Annotated in this window: 14 protein-coding genes and 2 pseudogenes; 7 read left to right on the top strand and 9 right to left on the bottom strand. The window is 52.0% G+C overall.

All coding sequences use genetic code 11. The features are described 5' to 3' along the window. Positions 1 to 138 precede the first annotated feature (138 nt). Both BN5935_RS01595 and BN5935_RS01600 read right to left on the bottom strand, forming a co-directional pair. A complete protein-coding gene (locus BN5935_RS01595) occupies positions 139 to 1401 on the bottom strand; it encodes a type II toxin-antitoxin system HipA family toxin (protein WP_064974545.1) in 1263 nt (420 codons plus the stop codon). A gap of 3 nt (positions 1402 to 1404) precedes the next feature. Further along, complete coding sequence (locus tag BN5935_RS01600) at positions 1405 to 1725, bottom strand: helix-turn-helix domain-containing protein (RefSeq protein WP_064974546.1); 321 nt, start codon at positions 1723 to 1725, stop codon at positions 1405 to 1407. An 802-nt stretch (positions 1726 to 2527) separates the two neighbouring features. Here BN5935_RS01600 and BN5935_RS15450 point away from each other — a divergent pair. The 7 genes and pseudogenes from BN5935_RS15450 (at position 2528) to BN5935_RS14750 (ending at position 9393) form a co-directional block, all read left to right on the top strand. Continuing rightward, positions 2528 to 3286 (top strand): phage integrase SAM-like domain-containing protein, encoded by a 759-nt coding sequence (locus tag BN5935_RS15450; protein WP_235820975.1) that lies wholly within the window; start codon positions 2528 to 2530, stop codon positions 3284 to 3286. A gap of 56 nt (positions 3287 to 3342) precedes the next feature. Next, entirely contained in the window at positions 3343 to 3594 is a 252-nt protein-coding gene (locus tag BN5935_RS15455; RefSeq protein ID WP_235820976.1) for a site-specific integrase, read from the top strand. Positions 3595 to 3884: 290 nt separating this feature from the next. Then, positions 3885 to 5039 carry an AAA family ATPase gene (locus BN5935_RS01610; protein WP_064974547.1) on the top strand — a complete coding sequence of 385 codons (1155 nt, stop codon included), beginning with the start codon at positions 3885 to 3887 and terminating at the stop codon, positions 5037 to 5039. A 21-nt stretch (positions 5040 to 5060) separates the two neighbouring features. After that, positions 5061 to 5399, top strand: coding sequence for a nucleotide pyrophosphohydrolase (locus BN5935_RS01615; protein WP_064974548.1), 339 nt, complete (start codon positions 5061 to 5063; stop codon positions 5397 to 5399). Beyond that, positions 5396 to 7315, top strand: coding sequence for a DUF2075 domain-containing protein (locus BN5935_RS01620; protein WP_064974549.1), 1920 nt, complete (start codon positions 5396 to 5398; stop codon positions 7313 to 7315). The genes BN5935_RS01615 and BN5935_RS01620 overlap by 4 nt, the downstream gene beginning before the upstream one ends. A gap of 67 nt (positions 7316 to 7382) precedes the next feature. Next, positions 7383 to 9113: a DUF2075 domain-containing protein gene (locus BN5935_RS01625; protein WP_162272049.1), complete on the top strand. Its 1731-nt coding sequence runs from the start codon at positions 7383 to 7385 to the stop codon at positions 9111 to 9113. 53 nt (positions 9114 to 9166) lie between these two features. Beyond that, a pseudogene (locus BN5935_RS14750) lies at positions 9167 to 9393 on the top strand (hypothetical protein). Between the two features lie 444 nt (positions 9394 to 9837). Here the strand turns inward: BN5935_RS14750 and BN5935_RS01630 are convergent. From BN5935_RS01630 to BN5935_RS01655, 7 genes and pseudogenes are all read right to left on the bottom strand, one after another. Then, positions 9838 to 11772, bottom strand: coding sequence for an alpha-L-arabinofuranosidase C-terminal domain-containing protein (locus tag BN5935_RS01630; protein ID WP_064974551.1), 1935 nt, complete (start codon positions 11770 to 11772; stop codon positions 9838 to 9840). 12 nt (positions 11773 to 11784) lie between these two features. Then, positions 11785 to 12915, bottom strand: coding sequence for an aldose epimerase family protein (locus BN5935_RS01635; RefSeq protein WP_064974552.1), 1131 nt, complete (start codon positions 12913 to 12915; stop codon positions 11785 to 11787). 14 nt (positions 12916 to 12929) lie between these two features. Continuing rightward, positions 12930 to 14486 (bottom strand): glycoside hydrolase family 43 protein, encoded by a 1557-nt coding sequence (locus BN5935_RS01640; RefSeq protein ID WP_064974553.1) that lies wholly within the window; start codon positions 14484 to 14486, stop codon positions 12930 to 12932. A gap of 5 nt (positions 14487 to 14491) precedes the next feature. After that, positions 14492 to 15523, bottom strand: a complete 1032-nt coding sequence (locus tag BN5935_RS15620; RefSeq protein ID WP_262481029.1) for a glycoside hydrolase family 43 protein — start codon at positions 15521 to 15523, stop codon at positions 14492 to 14494. Between the two features lie 3 nt (positions 15524 to 15526). Continuing rightward, a pseudogene (locus tag BN5935_RS15625) lies at positions 15527 to 17380 on the bottom strand (glycoside hydrolase family 2 protein); the annotation flags it as partial. Between the two features lie 2 nt (positions 17381 to 17382). After that, the gene (locus BN5935_RS01650; RefSeq protein ID WP_064974555.1) at positions 17383 to 20283 is read right to left on the bottom strand and encodes a glycosyl hydrolase 115 family protein; all 2901 of its coding nucleotides are present in this window, start codon (positions 20281 to 20283) and stop codon (positions 17383 to 17385) included. Between the two features lie 158 nt (positions 20284 to 20441). Then, complete coding sequence (locus BN5935_RS01655; protein ID WP_064974556.1) at positions 20442 to 21692, bottom strand: MFS transporter; 1251 nt, start codon at positions 21690 to 21692, stop codon at positions 20442 to 20444. Between the last annotated feature and the right edge of the window lie 9 nt (positions 21693 to 21701).

A 21701-nucleotide genomic window follows, 5' to 3' on the forward strand; every position in this document is an offset into this window, starting at 1 on the left:
TTGTCCTTTTACGAGCTTTAGCATATCAAAGAATACCACCCCGGATTAAGAAAGTGTAAAGAAGAATAACATATTGCAATTACAACATAATACAATAACCATAAGTCACTCGAATCTCCGACACATAGAACTTGTATCCTATTTCAATATATTTCGCGCATCCAACACCCTACCAAACATATCAATCTCTCTTTTAGAAATCCCCAATCGTATTGCCAGTTCTCGCCAACCTTTCACAGCACCAATCATCTCCGAAATAATCTTCTCTGCAGTCTTTTGGTTGAGCATATATTTTTCACAAGCATCAAATAAAATACTAAGGTCTGCTTTATTGGAAGTTGATGAAACAAGCAGACTTTGGTACTCATTCAAAGTGGGATTCATGTCGTATGCAGGGGACAATGTCCATCCCTTTGCAGTCAACAGAAAGCCGTGATTGCGGAAATGGTCATCACTATTACCGATACATATATTGAAAGCCACACGGCGATAGAGCTCCTGTAAATTATTTTCCACATCCGTACAATTCCGAATAATGAAATCAACAATATCCCAATAACCGTGTCCAGTAATGGCATTGTCTCCATCATTAAGCCCTAATAAAGTCATTGCAGAAGCAAAGTGAATCCGTTTTCCGTTTTGAACTCTATCAAAGCGTTGCGAAAGCAATGTATGATATTTTTCTCCGGTAGCCAACACTTTAGTTTTCGCTGCATTTATACCAGCTTTTACAGCCAGAAGATGACTGAAATGTTCCCAGAATCCGGCATCGTAATCATCTTTGCGAGAAGGGAACTTAGCTATGTATAGTGTTTTATCCGCATCTATCACGCAGGCTTTCGGCCTTGCTCCGCCCAATGAAGACCCATGTTGCACAAGTTGTGTAATCCACTTTCTATCGGGCAGCACGTTATTTTCTTCACATTTCTCAATCTCCGCACTGGCTGCAATCAATTCTCGAATATCCGTCAAAGGTGGAATTTTCAACGACTCACTCACATTTATAAACTCCCCATTGAGTTCTTCCTTGAAACGGAAAGCTCCCATTCGAGAGAAGTCATCGATGCCAGTCAAAAAATCGAAAGAGGATAGTCGTCGTACCCGTCGCTTTTCCTCCATTGCTGCAATTTGCTCACAACGCAGCAACAAGGTACGCCCCCAACGATCCGGCAAAGCATCAGAAAAACATCCGAATATATCTTTCTCCGGTTGCGTATATTGTTGTCCTGGATAATTGTTCAGGTCATCGCTCAAAAACAAATCCCCATGCTTTTTCAACCATTCATCGCTAAATGTAAAACAATAGCTGTCAGAGCCACGAAGAGATTCATACCTCAACTCGCCTATAAGCTTTATCTCCTTCAGCCAATCAAAATCGGCATAAACATATAGTTTTTTCATCGCCTATTCCTTTTTTGAGGCACGTTCCCTCGTCTTCAAACTCAAATCCTGCAAAGCTTTCCCCAACTTGTCTTCTTTAGCCAGCCACAGAATGTCATCGTCAAGTTGTAAAGCATACAGCACACGCAAATAAATTCCGATTGCTACTGTCGGTGCGCCTTTCTCTATTCGGGATACGGTCAACGGAGAACAGGTGGCACGTTCCGCCACCTGAGCCACACTCAGATTCCTGCGCAAACGAGCCAGTTTAATCTGCTCTCCCACGACCTGCATCTTCTGCTCCAATTTTCTGGGCAATTTAGTGCCCATAGTATTTTTTGTCATAGTCAATTAATTATATAATATACAATTTTACTCATTTTTACATATTTAATGATATATTAAATATAAAAATATATGGTCAAAAGAAAATAGTTAGCTAAACAGCACTTGGTACCCCACAAATGCCAATATCCACCAAATTTTGAATATAAAACATATCTTATAGGTTTTTCCATTCCAAATATTACTACTCTCACAGAGCGAATCATTGTCACAAACCAATTTACTTCAAAATAATTTTCCACATTCTCCCAAAAATCACTACTGCATCCTTCTTATTAAGCCTCCTTTTACTGTAACAGCTAAAAGAGGGAAGAAAAGAGCTGGCTTCGCAAAAAACATCTGTACAAATGATTTTCTCTTTCGGCTACAACTACAAGCAAGATTAATACGCAAACTCATCTCCGGAGATTGCGAAGCAAAAGAGAGTGATTTCTCTTTTGCCCCTCCGTTTGAAGACAAACTAAGGTTAAAAACGTTTTCAACATACAGTAAGTTCGCTAATGCATATATTATACTTTTGAATAAATAATGAAAATCAGATTATAAAACAAGAAAGTTCAACGATGGCATCCAGAATTTCTTTTATATTTACAATGAGTAGTAGCGTAGTCAAGAGCAGACATGACTAAATTTTAAACGCTCTAAATCGTACCCAATTGAACGATTTTGTGCAAATTCGACATATAAGTTTTTGAACTTGAAATAGTTTTTTTTGGGGGGGGGTATAGGTTCATCAACCTCCTCTCTTTTCAGAATTTTGTCGGTTAGTAAATCAATTATTAACCCTCAAAATTTTGTCATCATGTTTTCAATTCACATCAAAGGCCAACGCAATCCCAACCGGATCGATATGGTAAAACTCTCCATCATCTTCTACAAATCCGGATGTATCCGCTGCTCGAAAGTCATCTACATCAGCGGCCCTTATGAGGAGTGGGATAACCGAACCGAGAGTTTCCGGAGTCCGTCACCCGAGTACGTTGCCAAGAACAAACTCCTTCAATACGAACGCCTCAAATACCTCAAGGTCGCCGAGAAATGGGAAGCCGAGAAGAAGAACTGGATCGCCAATGAGCTCAGCCACTATTACGACAAGCAGGAGAAGTCCCGAAACCGCTACACCACCGTATCGGAGATGATCGATAAGATTGTAGATGGACTGCTTCATCAGGAGCGCTTCAAGAACAGCCGAATCCTGACCAGCGTAACCACGGCCGAGAATTATAGCTATCTGAAGAAAGCGCTTTACCGGTTCGCAAAAATCAAATACCATAGGGACTTCTCCAAATACATGTTCCGGGATATCGATGAGCGATTCCTGCGCGAGTTCACCGTCTACGAACAGATGCGCGGTTCGCGCAACGGCAACAACGGAGGCATTCAGCAAAAGCTCAAGGTGCTACAGGCGACTTGTGCTAAAGCGAAAGATGAAGGCATCTACGGCGTGCATCTTTCGGCATTTATTCCACTCAAACGAAAAGTCCGATCCCGGTTTACGCCCCCCAAGCCATATCGCATGAAATCATTCAACAGATCGAACAAGTTGACCGAAACATCCTGAAACAACCGGAAAAATTATTCCTCGACTTGTTCCTATTCAGCTACTATGCTTGCGGGATGTCACCGATCGACATCTGTTTTCTGGAAAAGGACCGAATTAAAGACGGGATGATCATCTACGAACGGATTAAACTCGACCGCGTTGCCCAGGTGCTGCTGATTGACAAGGCGGCCGAGATTATCGAGCTTTACAGGACTGAAGGCTATATGAACTATGTCTTTCCGATCTTCAAATGGAAGAAGATGGACCATGCGCATCTGTATGCTACAGTCAGCCGTGTCAGCTGCAAGGTCAACAGAACCCTGTAAAAGATCTGCGACCATCTTGGTATCCGAGAGAAGATCTACTGGAGTTCTGCCCGCAGCAGTTTCATCGCCAAGATGGTCAACGACGGTTATCACCCTCTCCAGATCGCCGAGCAGGTTGGAAACTCACCGCAGGCCATTTACATGTATTACTACACGATCACAAACAAGGAAGACGTAAGGGACGGGATGAATAAAATATTAGGAGAAAATGCACCCTGCTCAAAATAAACATTATTTTATTTGCATAATTCGCAATAAATAAATATCTTCACTCAAAATTAATCGGATAAATGACCAAAGAGATAAATCCATTCATCGTAACCGGCAAGATAGCACCGGCATACTTCTGCGACCGAGTGCAGGAGTCGGCTCGGCTCATCAAGTCGCTGACTAATGGCAACAACATGGTTATCATCTCACCTCGCCGTATGGGCAAGACGGGATTGATCCAGTTCTGCTACGAAAAGCCGAAGATCAGAAAGGAATATTACACGTTTTTCATCGACATCCTGCACACGTCTAGCCTGCGGGAGTTCACCTATCTGCTCGGCCGCGAGGTATATGAGACCCTCCTACCCCGCAGCGAGAAGATGACGAAGCTGTTTATCCAAACACTCAAGTCGATCAGCGGCAAGTTCGGGTTTGACCCGATCACAGAACTACCCACGTTCAATGTCGAATTGGGAAACATCGAGCGGCCGGAATCCACATTGGAGGAGATTTTCCAACTGCTGGCTTCCGCCGATAAACCGTGTATTGTAGCCATCGACGAGTTTCAACAGATAGCAAAATATCCGGAGAAAAATATCGAGGCATTGCTTCGCACTCACATTCAGAAGATCAGCAACTGCAACTTCATCTTCGCCGGGAGCGAGCGCCACATGATGCAGGAAATGTTTATGTCTTCGGCCCGACCGTTTTACCATAGTGCCGACACCATGGAACTGAATGCGATTGTTCCCGAAATATACATTCCGTTTATCGTCGGACATTTCGAGTCACGCAATCGACGCATCAGCAGCGAGAATGTCGAGAAGGTCTACAACCTCTTCAAAGGGCATACTTACTATATCCAGAAGACATTCAATGAGGCTTTTGCCGATACTGTCGAAGGAGACGAATGCACCATCGAGACGCTCCGTACCGCAGTCAACAACCTGATTGCCTACAACGACACCATCTTCCGGGAGATTTTATCCAACATCCCGGAAAAGCAAAAAGAGTTACTTTATGCAATCGCCAAGGACGGTGAAGCTGAAAAGATCACATCCGCAGAGTTTATCAAGCGCCACAGCCTTACCTCGGCCAGTTCCGTTCAATCCGCAACGAATAAACTGCTAGAAAAAGATATCATCACAGAGATCAACAAAGTTTACTCTGTGACAGATAAGCTTTTTGCGATGTGGATAAATGGGATTTACGGAACAAAGTACAATATCAGTTAACACTCTTTAGACAGACCCAGAATGGATAAATACAGAGAAATAATTGCTGAATTAATGCAGTTTACCACAGACAGAGACTGGGATCAATTCCATGACTCAAAAAATCTGGCCTTAGCTATTTCCATTGAAGCAGCTGAATTGAATGAGCTATTCTTGTGGAAAAAGGATGCTGAGGTAGAATCGGTCAATAAAGAAAGATTGGAAGAGGAATTAGCTGATATTTTATCATATGCCTTATTGCTGGCAGAAAAGCATAACATAGATATCTACGACATCATCCATAGAAAGATACAAAGAAATGCCGAAAAATATCCCGTGGAGAAAGCTAGAGGAACAGCAAAGAAATATAATGAATTATGAGATTATACGCAGGAACATCAACTAATTTCATTGCACTGAATTTCAACAATCAGATTGCAGATCTGTTAAAGACGGAGTTTCGCGTCCAATTCGGCTACAATCCCTCTATGAATGAGGTAATGTCGTGGCAAAATTCCTTATACCGAGTCGCCAATATGATTGATAGGAGTGGTCTGCATGACAATGGCATTTTTGTAGAGTATCAACTCCCTTTAAGCTCTAAGCGGATCGATATTGTCATAACAGGAACTGATTTGAAGAAAACGAAAAATTCAGTTATTATTGAACTAAAGCAATGGAGCCAATGCACTCTAACAGAATTTGACAGTGATAAAGTTGTTACATGGGTAGGCGGAGGGAACAAACATGTACTGCACCCATCTGTTCAGGTCGGCAATTACAAATATTATTTACAGGATAACAACTCTGCATTTTATGACGAGAAAGATCCGGTTCATCTTTATGCGTGCAGTTTCCTCCACAACTATAATCCTCAAGATGGAGATCCCATCTTCGACAAACGTTTCGAATCTGCCTTAACCCGCTTCCCCGTCTATACTGCAGAAGACACGGATAAATTATCTTCATTTTTATGTGATCGCCTAAGCCAAGGCGAGGGAATGGAGATATTGAGTAAAATAGAGAACAGCAAGCTGACCCCATCAAAGAAACTACTCAAGCAGGTATCCGGAGCAATTAAAGAGAAATTAAAACACAAAGGAGAATTTAAAGTATTTGGGCAACACAAGGTTAAAGATGACTATACGCTCTTAGACGAGCAGTTAGTCGTCTATGACACCATTATGTCTGTTGTCCGAAAAGGACTCTCACAGCGCCAACAATATGCTGTCATTGTCAAAGGAGGAGCTGGCACAGGCAAAAGTGTAATAGGGCTGCAGTTACTTGCCGATCTTGCTGCACTAGGTTACAATGCCCATTATGCAACAGGTTCCGGATCATTTACCAAAACACTTAGAAAAATCGTCGGTGCCGGAACGGACAATCTATTTAAATACTTCATGTCCTATGGAACAGCACAACCTCGCGAGCTGGATGTATTGATTATGGATGAAGCCCATCGTATTAGAGAAAAAACCGGATATCCGTTTAAAAGTACAGGTCGGCCACAAGTAGAGGATCTTATTAGGGCGACAAAGGTAGCCCTATTCTTTATCGATGATTTTCAGTGTGTTCGCAAAGGAGAGATTGGTTCATCCCAGTATATCAAAAATGAGGCAGAACGCCTCGGTTGCAAGGTATTTGAATACGAATTAGAGTCTCAATTCCGGTGTGGGGGCTCCGATGGTTATGCCAACTGGATAGATAATACTTTGCAGATCAAGGATACCGCAAACGCTTTTTGGAACGATGAACCCACATTCGAATTCAAAATCTTCGATTCACCGGAATCTTTAGAGAACGCAATCCGGATTAAAAACGAAGAGGGATATACCGCTCGCGTCATGGCTGGCTTCTGCTGGAAATGGAGCAAAGAATTAGATACGGATCGGACTCTAGCGAAAGATGTAAAAGTGGGAGCCTATGAAAGACCATGGAATGCCCGTCCTGATTTAGACAATTTGCCTGTGGGTATCCCCAAGTCCGATTTCTGGGCCTATGACAAAGGCGGCATCGATCAGGTCGGTTGCATATACACTGCCCAGGGATTTGAGTTCGATTATGCCGGTGTAATTTTCGGTACAGACCTGCGTTTCAACCTGGATAGATCAGAATGGGAAGGTCATCCGGAAGATTCGTTCGATGAACCAGTTAAAAGTGCAGATGATTTTCTGCAGTTAGTGAAAAACACTTATCGCGTCTTACTGACTCGAGGCATGAAGGGCTGCTATGTCTATTTTGTGGATAAGGATACGGAAAGATTCTTCCGATCCCGAATAAAGAACAGTACATTATAACTGCTGCATTATGATTTTTCGCAATCCAACAGAGATCAGACCCGTTCCATTCAATTTCACGTGTCCAATGGAAATAAAAAAACTGCCATTTGGAATCAAATGGCCAGTTGTTTATATCATTCATGATAATGAATCGGCCTATGTCGGAGAATCTGTAAATATCGCAATAAGAATCAATGATCATTTAAAATCAGCACAGAAAAAATCACTGAACAACATATATATCATCCACAACAAATCTTTCAATAAATCCGCAATATTAGACATAGAAAGATTTCTCATCGAACACATTTGGGCGGAAGGTAAATATATGATGTTGAATGCGAACCATGGATACCTTGCTCATAATTATTATAGATGCGAACAATACCGGAAAGAATTCAAGCATATCTGGCAGTTACTTAAAGAGCAGGGACTGGCCCAAAACGATACCAAAGAGATACAAAATTCCGACCGTTTCAAATACTCGCCCTATAAGACACCGACGACTGAGCAATATGAAATCATCAGGCAGATTCTCCGGGACTTGAAAACGGATATGACGATCGGTCTGACGTCCCAGAGCACCGTGGTCAACGGAGGTTCCGGGACAGGAAAATCCGTTTTAGGCATCTTTTTACTGAAATTATTAGCCGATGCAAAATCGGATCAGATAATACGACTGCAATCCGAAGAATCGGAACCGTCCGAAGGAGACCTGAATTATCTTGCGGATCAACTGCCTCGCAAACTGAAGATCGGTTATGTGGTTCCGACCCAAAATTTCCGGTCAACACTTAAAAAAGTTTTCAGGACGATAACTCCGAAGGCAACTGACGACAGCAGGGATTCAGCGCCTAAAATACTGAGTCCGCATGATGTAGCAAAATCGGATACAGATTATGATTTACTAATAGTCGATGAAGCTCATCGATTGAGAAGACGGTATGCCCTTCCCGGAGGATATACATATAAACAGTTTGATGATAACAACAAGAGATTAGGGTTAAGTCAGCATGGAACGGAACTGGACTGGATTGTAAAAAAAAGTAAATATCAGTTGTTCTTCTATGATGCTGGTCAATCAATCAAACCGACTGATGTATCCAAAGAGCGTTTCAATCATTTATTACAAGATCAATCCACACGCCAATATCAATTAACATCTCAACTGAGATGCAAAGGAGGTAATGACTATATCCAGTATCTCGAAGATATCTTTAATGATGCCGATCCCCAAACGCTTTCTTTCAAAGGGTACTCACTCCGTTTGTATGAAGATGTAAACGACATGGTCAAAGCAATTATCCGACTGGATAAAAAGTATGGACTGTGCCGTAATATAGCTGGATATGCATGGGATTGGAAAACTAAAAAGAAACCAAAAGGAAAAAGGGCGAAAAAAACGGCCAAAGAACTGATAAAAAAAGGCTTATACGACATTGAGATTCCAGGCCAAGAGCATACATACAAATATGTTTGGAATATGCAGGATACAGATTGGATCAATGCCTTCGATTCAGTCAACCAAATAGGTTGTATCCATACAATACAAGGATACGACCTCAATTATGCAGGCGTAATTCTGGGTCCAGACATTGACCTCAGCGATAAAACGGGGAAAATTATAATCCACCCTGAAAACTATAAAGACACAAAGGGCAAAGAAGGCATTACAGACGACGAATTGTTCATTCTCATTAAAAACATATATAAAACGAATCTCGCACGAGGTATTAATGGAACGTTCATATATGTCTATAATAAAAAATTAAGGGATCATTTCAAGAAATACATGAACTTTATTCCCCATAATTAAAGGTATTCCGAGACTTAAATCATTTCTCTTTGCATCCGTAAACCGATTATATTATGAATGCAATAAAAAGTTCCGTGCGTGATTACATCAAGGCCAATCGCAGGGCAAGCCGCAAGGCTGAGATTGAAAATCACAGCCACCCGATCAGTTTAGCCGGGTACACAAATCGAAAAAGGTCTATGAGCGTAAACGCCAGAGGGCAGATGATAAAAGGCATCTGTCTTCTTTCTTTTTATATAGTTTGGCAATACGGAGAAAACGTAAACATAGGCAAATTTAATTAATTTTTCCGCCTGAAAATTTTGCCGTCAAAGATTTATTTATACCTTTGTCCTAAGAGGAAACAGGTCTCTTTTGAAATTATAAAACACTGATTATCAGAACAAGCATCTGAAAGACCCGGCGAGGGCAGGTGCAACGAACTGGGAACAAAGGCATTGTGATTTCAACCTAAAACTGAGGGGCATTCGGCCCCAAATCACCCGATTAAAACATCCTTTGCGGACGATGAAAAACATACGGTTTTTGCATCGGCAAATAGAAGCCGAAACCTCGCACGCGGCATCAACGAAACATTCGTATATATGTCTGCAACGAAATATTAAGGGAGCATCTGAAGAAATATTTCGATTTTATTCCACACAATTAATCCAGCGCACACCGGTCGAAAAAGCGGGAGGGACATATTGTATATGGCTCCCCTCCCGCTCTCAACAGGCCCCAATCAGCGGACCTGCAACCGATAGACTCCGAAAAAGTTAGGATCGAGCGTAAGCGAGACCTCGCGGTCACCGACCGCCACGGGGCGGATGCGCGGCGCGATCGGTTCGCGGTCCAGCGTATTCACAGCCTGCAGATCGTCGCTCTGCAGATAGGTGCAAGTGCCCGACACGATCCGCCGTTTCTTTAGCCCCTCGAACCCGATCCGCACTGACTGCGGCACAGCAGAGGCATTGACGATCTTCAGGATCACCTCACCCGTCGCGGCATCCAGAGCTGCCGTGGCATAAAGCTGTTCCTGTCCGGCAACCGGCTTTCCGTCCATGCGGAGCGGCAGCACATCGTTCCCGGGATTCATGCCGTAAAGCTGCTGCACATAATAGTTGGGTGTGCGCATCATGCGCAGGTTGTCGAACCAGATCAGGTCGGGATTCCACTGCCATGCATCGACATGGGCCAGCAGCGGCGCATAAGTCGCCAGAGGGACCACATCGGCATTGCGTTCCAACCCCGTCATAAAGGCTGCCTCAGAGAGCGCCGAAAGGTAGTTGTTGGCCTTGCCCGACGCATGGTCGTGGGAGGCATACTCCCCGGCGAACACCTTCGGACCCTGCCGGTCGTAACCGTCATAGCGGGCGGCATTGGCGAAGAACCACTCAGGCGGCATATAGTAATGCTCATCGACCAAATCCACACCGAGACGCTTCATCTCCGGCCAGAGGTAGTCGAACTGCTCTCCGGCGGGTCCGGGACCTGCCGATCCGACGATCCGGATGGCGGGATATTTCGTACGGATGGCCTTGACGAACCGCTCCAGCCGCTCGGGATAGACCTCACCCCACTGCTCGTTGCCGACGGCGATCATTTTCAGTCCGAACGGCTCGGGATGCCCCATCTCGGCGCGCACCCGGCCCCATGCAGTCGAGGGATCGCCGTTGGCGAACTCGATCAGGTCGAGCGCATCCTGCACATAGGCGTCCAGCTCTTCCAACGGCACGACCTCGCGGCTCTCGAACTGGCACGCAAGGCCGCAGTTGACCACCGGAAGCGGCTCGGCACCGATGTCCTCGCTCAGCAGAAAGAGCTCATAGAAACCCATTCCGTAACTTTGGAAATAGTCCGGTGCGGCCTTGTGCGCAAAGGTGTAGTTCCAGCGGTTCTCGTTGAGCGGACGGTTCTCCACCGGTCCGACGCTCTTTTTCCAGTCGTAACGCGTCGCCAGATCGCTGCCTTCGATGATACAGCCTCCCGGGAAACGGAACACCCCGGGATTGAGGTCGAAGAGCGCCTGCGCGAGATCCCTGCGCAGTCCGTTTTCGCGGCCTTTCCATGTATCGACGGGGAAGAGCGAAATATGGTCCATTTCGACCGCACCGGGAGTCGCCAGCACAACGCGCAGCCGCGAACGGGCATCAGTGAAAGGCGATTCCAAAACGGCCGTAACTTTCTGCCATGCGGAACCTGCCACCTCGACCTCCTGCCGCAGCAGGTTCTCGGCATTACCGTTCACCAGCTCTACCGAGAGTTTCATCGGGGTCGCCTCCGGGGTCCGGACATAGGCCGAGAAGCGATATTTCCTGCCTTTTTCGAGCCCGATGCCGCGGAAACCCTCGTTGTCGAGCCCCGCCCGCGAACGGCGTCCGTCGTTGACGATGCGGACGTAGTGCGGATTGCGGTCGAAACAGGGATCGGCATCCCGCACCGTCACATCACCGAACGGGATCCAACCCACCAGCGCCTGCGGGAACTCGAACGAACGGTTCTTCACCAGTTCGGCGTAAAGCCCGCCGTCGGCACCGAAGTTGATGTCCTCGAAAAAGATGCCGTACATCGTCGGCTCGATCCGGACGGTCGGTCCGGCCATGTCGACCGTCATCGTGTGCTGCGCCTGCACCGCGAACGAGGCGGCCAGCGCCAGCAAAAAGAGGAGTCGTTTCATCGGCAACCGAAATTACTCGTCGACCGAGAATTTATAGATACAGCGGCTCTCGTACTTTTCGCCGGGGCGCAGTACGGCCGAGGGCCATTCGGGCTTGTTGGGCGTATCGGGGTATTTCTGGGTCTCGAGGCAGACGGCCGCACGAAACCCGTAAGCGACCCCGTTCTTTCCCTTGACAGTCCCGTCGAGGAAATTGCCGCAGTAGACCTGAATGCCGGGCTCGGTCGTGTAGACATCCAGCCGGATGCCCGTGGCGGGCGATTCCAATGAAGCGCACGGCTCGGCAATGTTCCCACGGGTGTTCAGCACCCAGTTGTGGTCGATGCCGTTGCCGTTTTTCAGTTGCTCGAAATCCTGACCGATGCGCTCGCCGATGGGCGTCGGAGCCCGGAAATCCATCGGGGTGTCCGCCACCAGAGCAATCTCCCCGGTGGTCATGAAGGTCGAATCGACCGGCGTATAACTGTCGGCGTTCACCGTCAGCAACCATTCCGAGTTATCCTTCGAGGGATCTCCGTCGAGGTTGAAATAGGAGTGGTTGGTCATGTTCACGACCGTGGTCTTGTCCGTTTCGGCGGCATAGCGGATGTCGATGGCATTATCGTCGGTCAGCGTCATAGTCACCCGGCAGTCGAAATTCCCCGGAAAACCCTCCTCGCCGTCCTTCGCCGTGTAGGTCAGCTCCACCTCGCGGTCACTTTTCTGTACGGCGTCGAAAACCCGGTACTGGAATCCCCGGGGACCTCCGTGCAGGCAGTGGCCGTAGTTGTTCTGCGGCAACTGGTATTCGGTGCCGTCGAGCGTAATCCGACCCTGACCGATGCGGTTGGCATAGCGGCCGATCGTGGCCCCGAAATCACTCGGAATCGTCTCATAATCGGCGATCCTGTCGAATCCCAGCACGACGTCGCGCATGATGCCGTCACGGTCGGGAACCATCACCGACACGATGCGCCCGCCGAGGTTGGTGACGCACACCTCCATGCCGTTATCGTTCTTCAAGATGAACAGGTCGGTCTTCTTCCCGTCCACCTCGCTCTGGAAATCGCTTTGTTTCAGCCCGGAGAGCGTCAGCCCGTCCTGCTGTCCACCTGCGCATGCGGCCGTCAGGGCTGCACACAGCAAAATAATCATCCGGTTCATAGTAGTATATCGGTTTATTCGTTATATCGGAAGAAATCCACGTCGACACACCCGCCGGCTGTCTTGGTCGCATAATAAAACAGCGCAAACTTGTTACCCGTGAAGTGCGTCATGCTGAAGATCATGTGGAACTTGTCGCCCAACTGCTTCCAGTTCTTGTCGTCGAGGCTGTACCAGAAACGGGCGTCGTCGGTCGTAAAGTCGCAGTCCATACGCAGGAAGAACTTGTCGCCGTTCAGCTCCGCCCGGGCCTTCTCGACGTTGCGATCGGTCATCACCAGATACTTACGGTCTTTTTCACAGACGACGGCAATGGCTCCCGGGTCCGAACAGAAAGCCGCCAGTCCCGTCCAGTCGCCCTCCTTCATCTGCGAGACGTCGAGCGACACGACGCCGCTGCATTTGGGTCCTTCGGTGCGCTGGGTCAGCGTATTGCGGGCCTCGAAGATATTGCCGACGACCTTTCCGGTCTTCAGCCGGAGGTAACCCGGACGCTCGGTCAGCGACCAGAGCGCATTGTCCGGATTGTGGTTCCACTGCCACGTCAGCCCCAGCGCCGGCCCCTTGTCGAAATCGTCGCTCACAACCAGTTGCGTCGGCTCGTCATACCCCTGCACCGGTTTCTCCATCGTCACGGCGACCTTGCCGTTGGCATCGCCCAGCATCGGCCAGCCGTTCTGCCAGCGGCACTGCGTCAGCACGGGAACCCGGCCTACAGCCCCGTGGTCCTGAAACAGCATGGAGAACCAGCGACCGTCCTCGGTGTCGATGAAACACCCCTGAGCCACGCCGTGGTTGGCATAACCCATGTCGTCGGAGAGGATCGTCTTGCGCTCGTAAGGTCCCCCAACCTTGTCCGAGCGGAAGCAGAGCTGGGTGCGGATACCCCCGTCGGGCCACCAGATCAGCGTCAGGTAGTATTTCCCGTCGAACTTGTAGAAATGAGCACCCTCCAGCAACCCCGGGGGATCGGCAGGGATCACCTCCACGTTCAGCCCGGCAGGGTCGATACCCGTCAGGTCCTTGTTGAACTCCACGATACGAATATGGCGCGCGCCGTAGACGAGGTACACGCGCCCGTCGTCGTCGAAAAGCATCGAGGCGTCGTGCAGGTATTCGTCGATGACAGCCTGCCGCTTCCACTTCCCGGCGGGATCCTCCGCCGTGTAGAGGTAGGATTTGTTGCCCGTACCGAAGAAGACGTAGAACAGTCCGTCGTGGTAGCGCAGGCAGGCAGCCCACTGACCGCGGCTGTAGATATTCCCGCCTTCGAGGTCGTTCTTGGGACTTTCGTCCAGCGTGTCGAACACATAGCTGACAATCTTCCAGTTGACCATATCCTTCGAGTGCATGATGGGTGCGCCCGGAGACATGTGGGCCGTCGTGCTGACCATGTAGTAGTCGCTCCCGACGCGGATCACGTCCACGTCCGGCACGTCGGAGTAGATCACGGGATTGGTGAAGGTCTTGTCCTGCGGCCGGACGACCGTGTTCTTCTTCGCATCGGCCGTCGTGCAGCCCACCGCGAGCAGCGCCGTCAGGCAGCCTGCCCAAAAACCGAGTTTATTCATTGTTTTCATTCCGATTTAGCGTTAGCAATCTGTTTTGCCGGCGTTCCCGACGGTTTTTTTAGCCGGTGATACTTCGGGGCCGGAGTTCCCAGCACCGGGTAGTCGTCGGCTCCCCATTCGATCTTCTGTGCCCGGGGTTTCCGGGTATCTCCCATCCCCGGAGGGTCCACCTGCGTGTCCCGTGCATGGTAGAGGATGTAATCCTCCTTGCCGTCGGGCGACTTGAAGATGCTGTTGTGTCCCGTGCCGTAGACCCCGTTTTCGGGTGACTGACGGAAGACCGGCTGTGGGGATTTCTTCCAAGAGGCCGGGTCCAGCAGGTCGGCGTCAGTCGCGGCCGTCAACATGCCCAGCGCGTAATGGGGCGTCCAGACACCGCTGGCCGAGTAGAGGATGTGGATATACTTGCCGCGGGGGCTCTTCACCGGTTGGGGGCCCTCATTGACGAAGACTTTGTGAGCCGGATTCCAGCCCGACTCGTTGCGGTAATGGCGTTCCCAGTCCAACTCCGGCTTGGAGATCAGCACCCGCTCGGAATCCAGCGTCCAAGGGTTCTTCATCCGGGCGATGTAGATGCACTGCGTCTCGGTGTCGACACGGCGCGTCTGCCAGCCGGACCACACCATATAAAGAACGCCTTTGTGCTCGAAGACCGAGCCGTCGATAGCCCAGTTATTATCCTTGTCGGTGCTGATGCGCCCCTTCATCACGAACTCCCCGTCGAACGGATCCGCATTGGGATTCTCCAGCACATACATCTGGTGGTTGTCCGAATTACCATCGTCAGCCGCATAGTAGACATACCATTTGCCGCCGATGTTGTGTATCTCCGGTGCCCAGAGGTTGTACTTGTTCGAGGGATCGGTCGGTATCCAGATCGTCTTTTGCCCGGCATTGCGGATGTCGGTCACGTCGCGGGTCTTCCACAGCACCAGCCGGTCGACCATCGTGTGCATGTAATAATACCAGCCTCCGTGCTGCAAGGCCCAAGGATCAGGACCGTAATCGCACAGCGGATTGGCATAAGTCCCCTCCAAATCCTCGGGATTGCGGCTGAAGATGGCATGAATCAGTTTCGTATCGAATTTCGGCGTGCGGTCGTAATAGTAGACGCCGTTCTGCTCCTGCTCGACATCGGTGAGCTGGGTATAGCAATAGCCCCAGACCTGATCTTTCAGCTCCAGCAGGCCGTTGATCTGCCCCTCGAGTCGCTGCAGGAACTCCGCTTCGCTCTTCGGCGGCGTACCGTAACCCCACGACTCGGTCTGCGACTCCGCACCCTGATCCTTCGCCCACTTGATGCCGCCGACCTCGTCGATGAAGTAGGGCATCTTCCCGTCGTATGCCGGAAACTCATAGCGGTCGTTCTGGCGCAGACCGTTGAAGCCGATGTTGGCCGGAGCGACCCCGGCGGGGTGCAGCGGCGTGCGGAAGAACTCACCGTCCTTATAGACGATATCCTTCAACTTGGCCGGGTCCTGCTCGTAGTTATGCACGGTCCAGATGTCGGTTTTGATGTGGGTGCCGCCGCTGGCATCGTTCACCGGACGGGTCGGGTCCAGCGCCTTGGTCAGGTCGTAGAGGTCCGCCGTGAAACGGGGATACTGCACCCGGTCGGGCCACCACTCCTCGTTCATCGGCGTCCAGATCAGCAGCGAGGGGTGGTTCCGGTCGCGGAGGACCAGCTCCGACCATTCGGTCAGGAAGTTGCGGGCCGCCTCGATGCCGTTGGCGTCCATGCCCCAACTGGGAGCCTCGCCCCAAGTGATGTAACCCAGACGGTCGGCCCAGTAGTAGAAACGCTCCTCGAAAGCCTTCTGGTGGAGGCGTGCGCCGTTGAACCCGGCGGCCATCGAGAGTTCGATATCACGCTTCAGCGCCTCGTCGGACGGGGCCGTCCAGATACCGTCGGGGTAAAATCCCTGATCGAGCACCAGCCGCTGATAGTAGGGCTTGTTGTTCAGGCAGATTTTGTTGCCCTCGATGTGGACCTTGCGCATGCCCGCATAGGAGTTCACCTCGTCCAACACCTCCCCTTTCGCGTTCACGAGCCGGTAGGTGATGTCATAAAGGAACGGCGACTCCGGCGACCAGAGCTTCGGCCGCTTGATCGGAAGCACGGCGACCGAGCTGTTCGAAGCCTTCACCGCCGCGGACGCCACTATCTTACCGCCGTCCTTCACCGCAATCTGCAACGAATTGCCGCTCTCCGACCGGAACCGGGGCGTGATGACCATCTGTCCTTGGTCGATGTCCGTCACGACCTGTGCAAAGAGCAGTCCGGCGGGGTCCACGGCCTCCATCCACACCGTCTGCCAGATACCCGTGGTGCGGGTGTAGTTGCAACCGTAGGAAGCATATTGAAGGTTCTGCTTCCCGGCGCCCTGCGTCGTCGAACGTACGTCGCTCGTGGCCCTAACGACCAGATGGTGACTTCTGCCGGGCGTAACCAGCCGCGTCAGGTCGACGCTGAACGACGAACTGCCCCCGAAATGGCGGGCGGCGAAAACCCCGTCGACATAAACCTCCGCATTGTAATAGACAGCCCCGAAGTTCAGCAGGATGTCTTTTCCGCTCCATGCCTCGGGAACCGCCACCTCGCGGTGGTACCAGATGCAGTTGATGAAATCGGTGTACCCGACGCCCGAAAGGGAACTCTCGGGACAGAACGGAACCGTGATCTTGCCCTCGAAAGAGGTCGCCTTCTCCAGTCCCCGTTCCAGCCCCGACGCCGAGAAGTCGAACGTATAGTCCCACACTCCGTTCAAGTTCATCCACGCCGTCCGTTCGAACTGAGGGCGGGGATACTCCCCGCGGGGAATATCCGAGGCATTTGCCTGAAATGCCGTTCCGGCGGCAAACAGCGCCGCGATCAAAAGTTTCTTTATTTCCATAATCATTTCACATAAGTCACATCAGGTCCCAAGTAGGAGCGCTTCATGCCGCCGAAATCGATCACCACCTTCTGGACAATCACACCCGGATCGGCGCAGATCAGCCGGAGCGTATGCCGGCCCGGTTTGTCGATATTGAAACTGAACGCACTGACGGCGCTGTTCCGGAAGACGTTCAGCCGCCACTGGCTGGAATACTCTTTGGCGTCGGTGGTCATCCACTGCACCATGCCGTCGTCGATCATCACCCCGTAGCGGGTGTCGCGCTTCGAATCGACGGGGAACAGCGGCAGGGCATAGGCATAGACCGTCACCCGTCCGGCGTTGAACGTGTAGAAATCGTATTCCGCTGCGGGAGCGCGGTCGGTGAACCACATGTTCTGCGTCGGCGCAACGGCCTCACCCAACTGCACGCAGTCGTTCTCATAGCCCAGCCCCTTTACCGTGCGGATACGGATATCGTCGTTCTCCCTTTTGCGGTGGAAGCGTCCGGCGTTGATCGACACGCAGCCGTTCTCCTCGACATAGAGTCCGCGCAGTTCCTCCACAGCAGGCGATGCGGGATTGAATACCGGCACGAAGACCGTCTCCCGCCGGTTGCCCGACACGATCTCGACCTCACCCACGAGGTCCCCGACAGGCACCTTCGTCCAGTCTATAGCAACGGCGATCCGCTCCTGCAGGGCTGTCCGTCCGGCGGTGCGGTCCAACCGTATCCACTCGTCCGACGGCATCGCCGTCCACTCGAACTCCCCGCCGCCGCGGTTGTAAAGTTCGATGAAATTCCCGCGCTTCGTATAGGGATTCACGCAGGGCAGCACCTTCACCGACGACACCCCGTAGGTGCAGTCGTCGCCCGGCACGAAGATCTGCATGTCGGCCCCGGCCGGGACCTCCAGCCGCTCCACGGGCGGCATCTCCTGATAGGTCGCAGTCCAGCCCGGAGAAACGGACATCATGTGGTTCCATTTCCCGTCCAGCAGGGAGTTGTATTTCTCGGTATAGCAGGCGAGACTGTCGTGGTAAGCCTGCGCCCTTTGGGCCAGCAGGTTGGTAGCGGCACGTCCCTGTCGGGCGTACCAGCGGTTCTGCTGCGCCGTCAGCATCTTCCCGTTCATCAGCGCCGATCCTTTCACCGGATAGTGGACCAATTCGAAATAGGCCGCCCGGAAAGCCTCCGGCAATGCATTCAACAACCGTTCGCTCTTCGCAGCGATGCGGTCGTAGGCCGCCATGCGGCGCTCCGCCTCGTTGTAGTTGACAAAAGAAAAATCGGTGTCGACGACCCGTTCGCGGTCGTGGTGGTTGTTCCACTCGTAGCCCCACCCCATCGCTTCGGGCTTATGCTGAAAACCCAGCAGATAATAGTTGTCCATGATGTCGGCCAGCTCGGCGCGATAACGGGCTCCGAAGACCGAAGCGAGATACTCCGCCGGGAAAGCATGGGCGCTGTCGAAATCGAAGCGGTCGATATCCCACGCCATGTCGAGGAAGAACTTCATGCCCAGCTCCCCGGGCTTGATATCGCCGACGTTAAGCAGCCAATAGCGGCCGGCACCCGTGTCGTAGGCCTTGCGCATCTCCTCATAGATCAGCGTCGGCGGCGTGGTGTTGAGCCACAGGTAGTCGTGCGGCTCCCCGCAGTAGGAGATGTGGTAATAGACGCCCGAACCGCCGTGACGCAACTGCTCTTCTTTGTTGCTCAGGCGTTTCAGGTAGCCGAAATTATCGTCGGGCCAGACCAGCGTGACGTGGTCGGGAACCCGCAGTCCCCGCTCGTAAATGTCCATCACCTCCTTGTAGGGGACGAAGAGTTGGGGAATGGAGTCGATGTTACGGTCGATATGTTTGCTCAGGATGGCCCGCTGGTCGCTGAGGACCTCTTCCATCAGGCTCACTTCGCGCTCTTTGGTGACCCCGACCAGCCCCGCATCGTGGATGCCGCGCATGGCCAGCGTGTAGAAATTCTCGTAACGGCCGTTTTCGGAGATGCGCTTGTCCAGCACGCGGTTGATCCCCTCCTTGTTGGTGATGTAGTTCCACTCGCCCATCGTCTCCCGGTCCCATTCGGTCACGTTGTTGAACAGCAGAGGCTCGCAGTGCGAGGAGGTCATGACGATCCCGTAACGGTCGGCCACCTCCTTGTTCTCCGGGTATTTGTTGAACGCCCCCGAGCCCGGATGCATGGCCGGGGCCAGCATGTTGCCCTTCATCCGCAGGATCAGTTCGCAAACCCGGGCATAGGTCTTGGGACCGATATCACCCAACTCCGGATCGGAGGTCTTCGCCGCCCAAGGGGTGATTCCCCACCCCTCGTCGTTGATAAAGATGCCCCGGTATTTCACCGAAGGGGCTTTCGAAACATATTCACGGGTGGTCAGCCAAAGGGCCGTGCGCCGCTCCACAGGTACGTCCGCCCACCAGTAGAGCGGCGAGACACCCATGGCCTCGGAGAGCGCGAAAGCGCCGTAGGCCGCACCCCGGCGGTCGCATCCGGCGATGACGAGCGCCCGGCGGACTCCCCGCACGGGATTGTCCACGACCTTCAATACATATTGCTCCCAGCCGCCGCGGATGGCCGAAACGTCCAGCCGTCCCTGCCGCACGAGTTCGTCGATGAAGCGGTTGCGCCCCAGCGTACCGATCACGACGACGTTCCGCCCCGCGGGTTCCGACACGGAGACGGCGGCGGCCGTGCCCGTCACCCGTCCGATGTCCCCGGCGAAGAGCTCCGCAACGGTCTTCACAGCCTCGTGATCGGCCGCATCGACGAACACACCGCAGGCACGGCCGTCGGCGAACAACGCGAAGTCCGAAGCGCCCTGCGGCCGGGAGGTTATCTCCGGCTGCGCCGAGGCGGCGATGCCGCAAAGCGATAAGAGCAATATCAGTAGTTTCTTCATTCCGGTTGTAAAATTAAAAGGTTTACCGTTTTATGCCCGCCATTATTCGGTCAAAAAATAACACTATTTGCCCAACCGATAATACGTTTTGCCAAATCAGTACCGACAGGGGCCGAATAGCCCGAATCTGCCGCATTTTTGCGTTCTTCTGCCAGCGGTTACCGTCTCCGGATCGCCGAAAGCCGGACCGCGAAAAGAATGATGTAGAGGTAGAACAACAGCAGGCAGCACAGTGCGGCCGAGGTTCCGACGGTCAGGGCCCGTTCACCGAAGCTCTGCTGCAGGGCGCCCATCAGCGGAGGCAGCACTGCGCCGCCGATGGCGAAGGTGCAGATGATGCCCGAAGCCCGTTTGGTATGTTCGCCCAAATCCTCCGATGCAAGGTTGAAGATGCTTCCCCACATGATCGAGTTGAAGAATCCGCAAAGCAGCATCAGCACGATCGACAGCGCCCCGCCGATCGAGAGCGACACACCCAGCAGCGTCATGGCCATCAACGAACAAAAGACCATCGCCGTACGGACCTTCACCCGGCGCAGGATCACGGCGCCGAACAGGCGTCCGACCATCAATCCGCCCCAATAGATCGCCAGCACGCCCGCCCCGCGCCACTCGGTTCCCAGAAAGGAGATCGAGTCGATGCCCAAGGCCCGCATTCTGTCGGGCAGGAAACTCGGGATGCCGACCTCAACGCCCATGTAGACGAAGATCGCCACGGCGCCGTAGAGCAGGTGGGGACATTTGTAGGGACTTCCCGTAACCGGTCCGTCGCCCGCCTGCTCCCGGATCTCCGGCAGGCGAAGGAAATAAAGCACAAAGCTAAGCGCCAACGCAATCGCCGCGATGACCAGAAACGGAATCTGCACATTGGTCGGGTCGGCCCGAAGCTCGGCCGGAGCATCCCCGCCAACCGCCTCTGCGGAGATCAGCACGGCGACGAACAGCGGAGCCACCACCGTGGCCGCGGAGTTGAAGAAGCCCACCAGATTGAGCCGGCTGGCCGCCCCGGCGGGATCGCCCAACGCCAGCACATAGGGGTTCAGCACGATCTGCAGCAGGGCGACGCCCAGCGCCACGACGAACATCGAGGCCAGAAACGCCGGGTAACCCAGCATGACAGCGGGATAGACGAGCACGAAGCCCGCGCCCACGACGACCAGCGACAGCACGGCGGAAGCCTTGTAGCCCAGCCGGTTCAGCAGGCAGGACAGCGGCACGGAAAACAGATAGGCCCCGAAAAAGGCAGTGTTCACCAGTTGTTTCTCCGAAAAGGAGAGCATCCACTTACTCGAAGCGAGGAAGTCGATGAGCGAATTATTCATCGTCGTGATGAATCCCACCATGAAGAACAGGATGGACATCACGATCATCGGGAAAAGGTAGCGGTTTCTTTCGGTTTTGAGGTTCATGACGTGTAG

The sequence above is a fragment of the Alistipes provencensis genome (genome assembly GCF_900083545.1).
GTDB lineage: Bacteria > Bacteroidota > Bacteroidia > Bacteroidales > Rikenellaceae > Alistipes > Alistipes provencensis.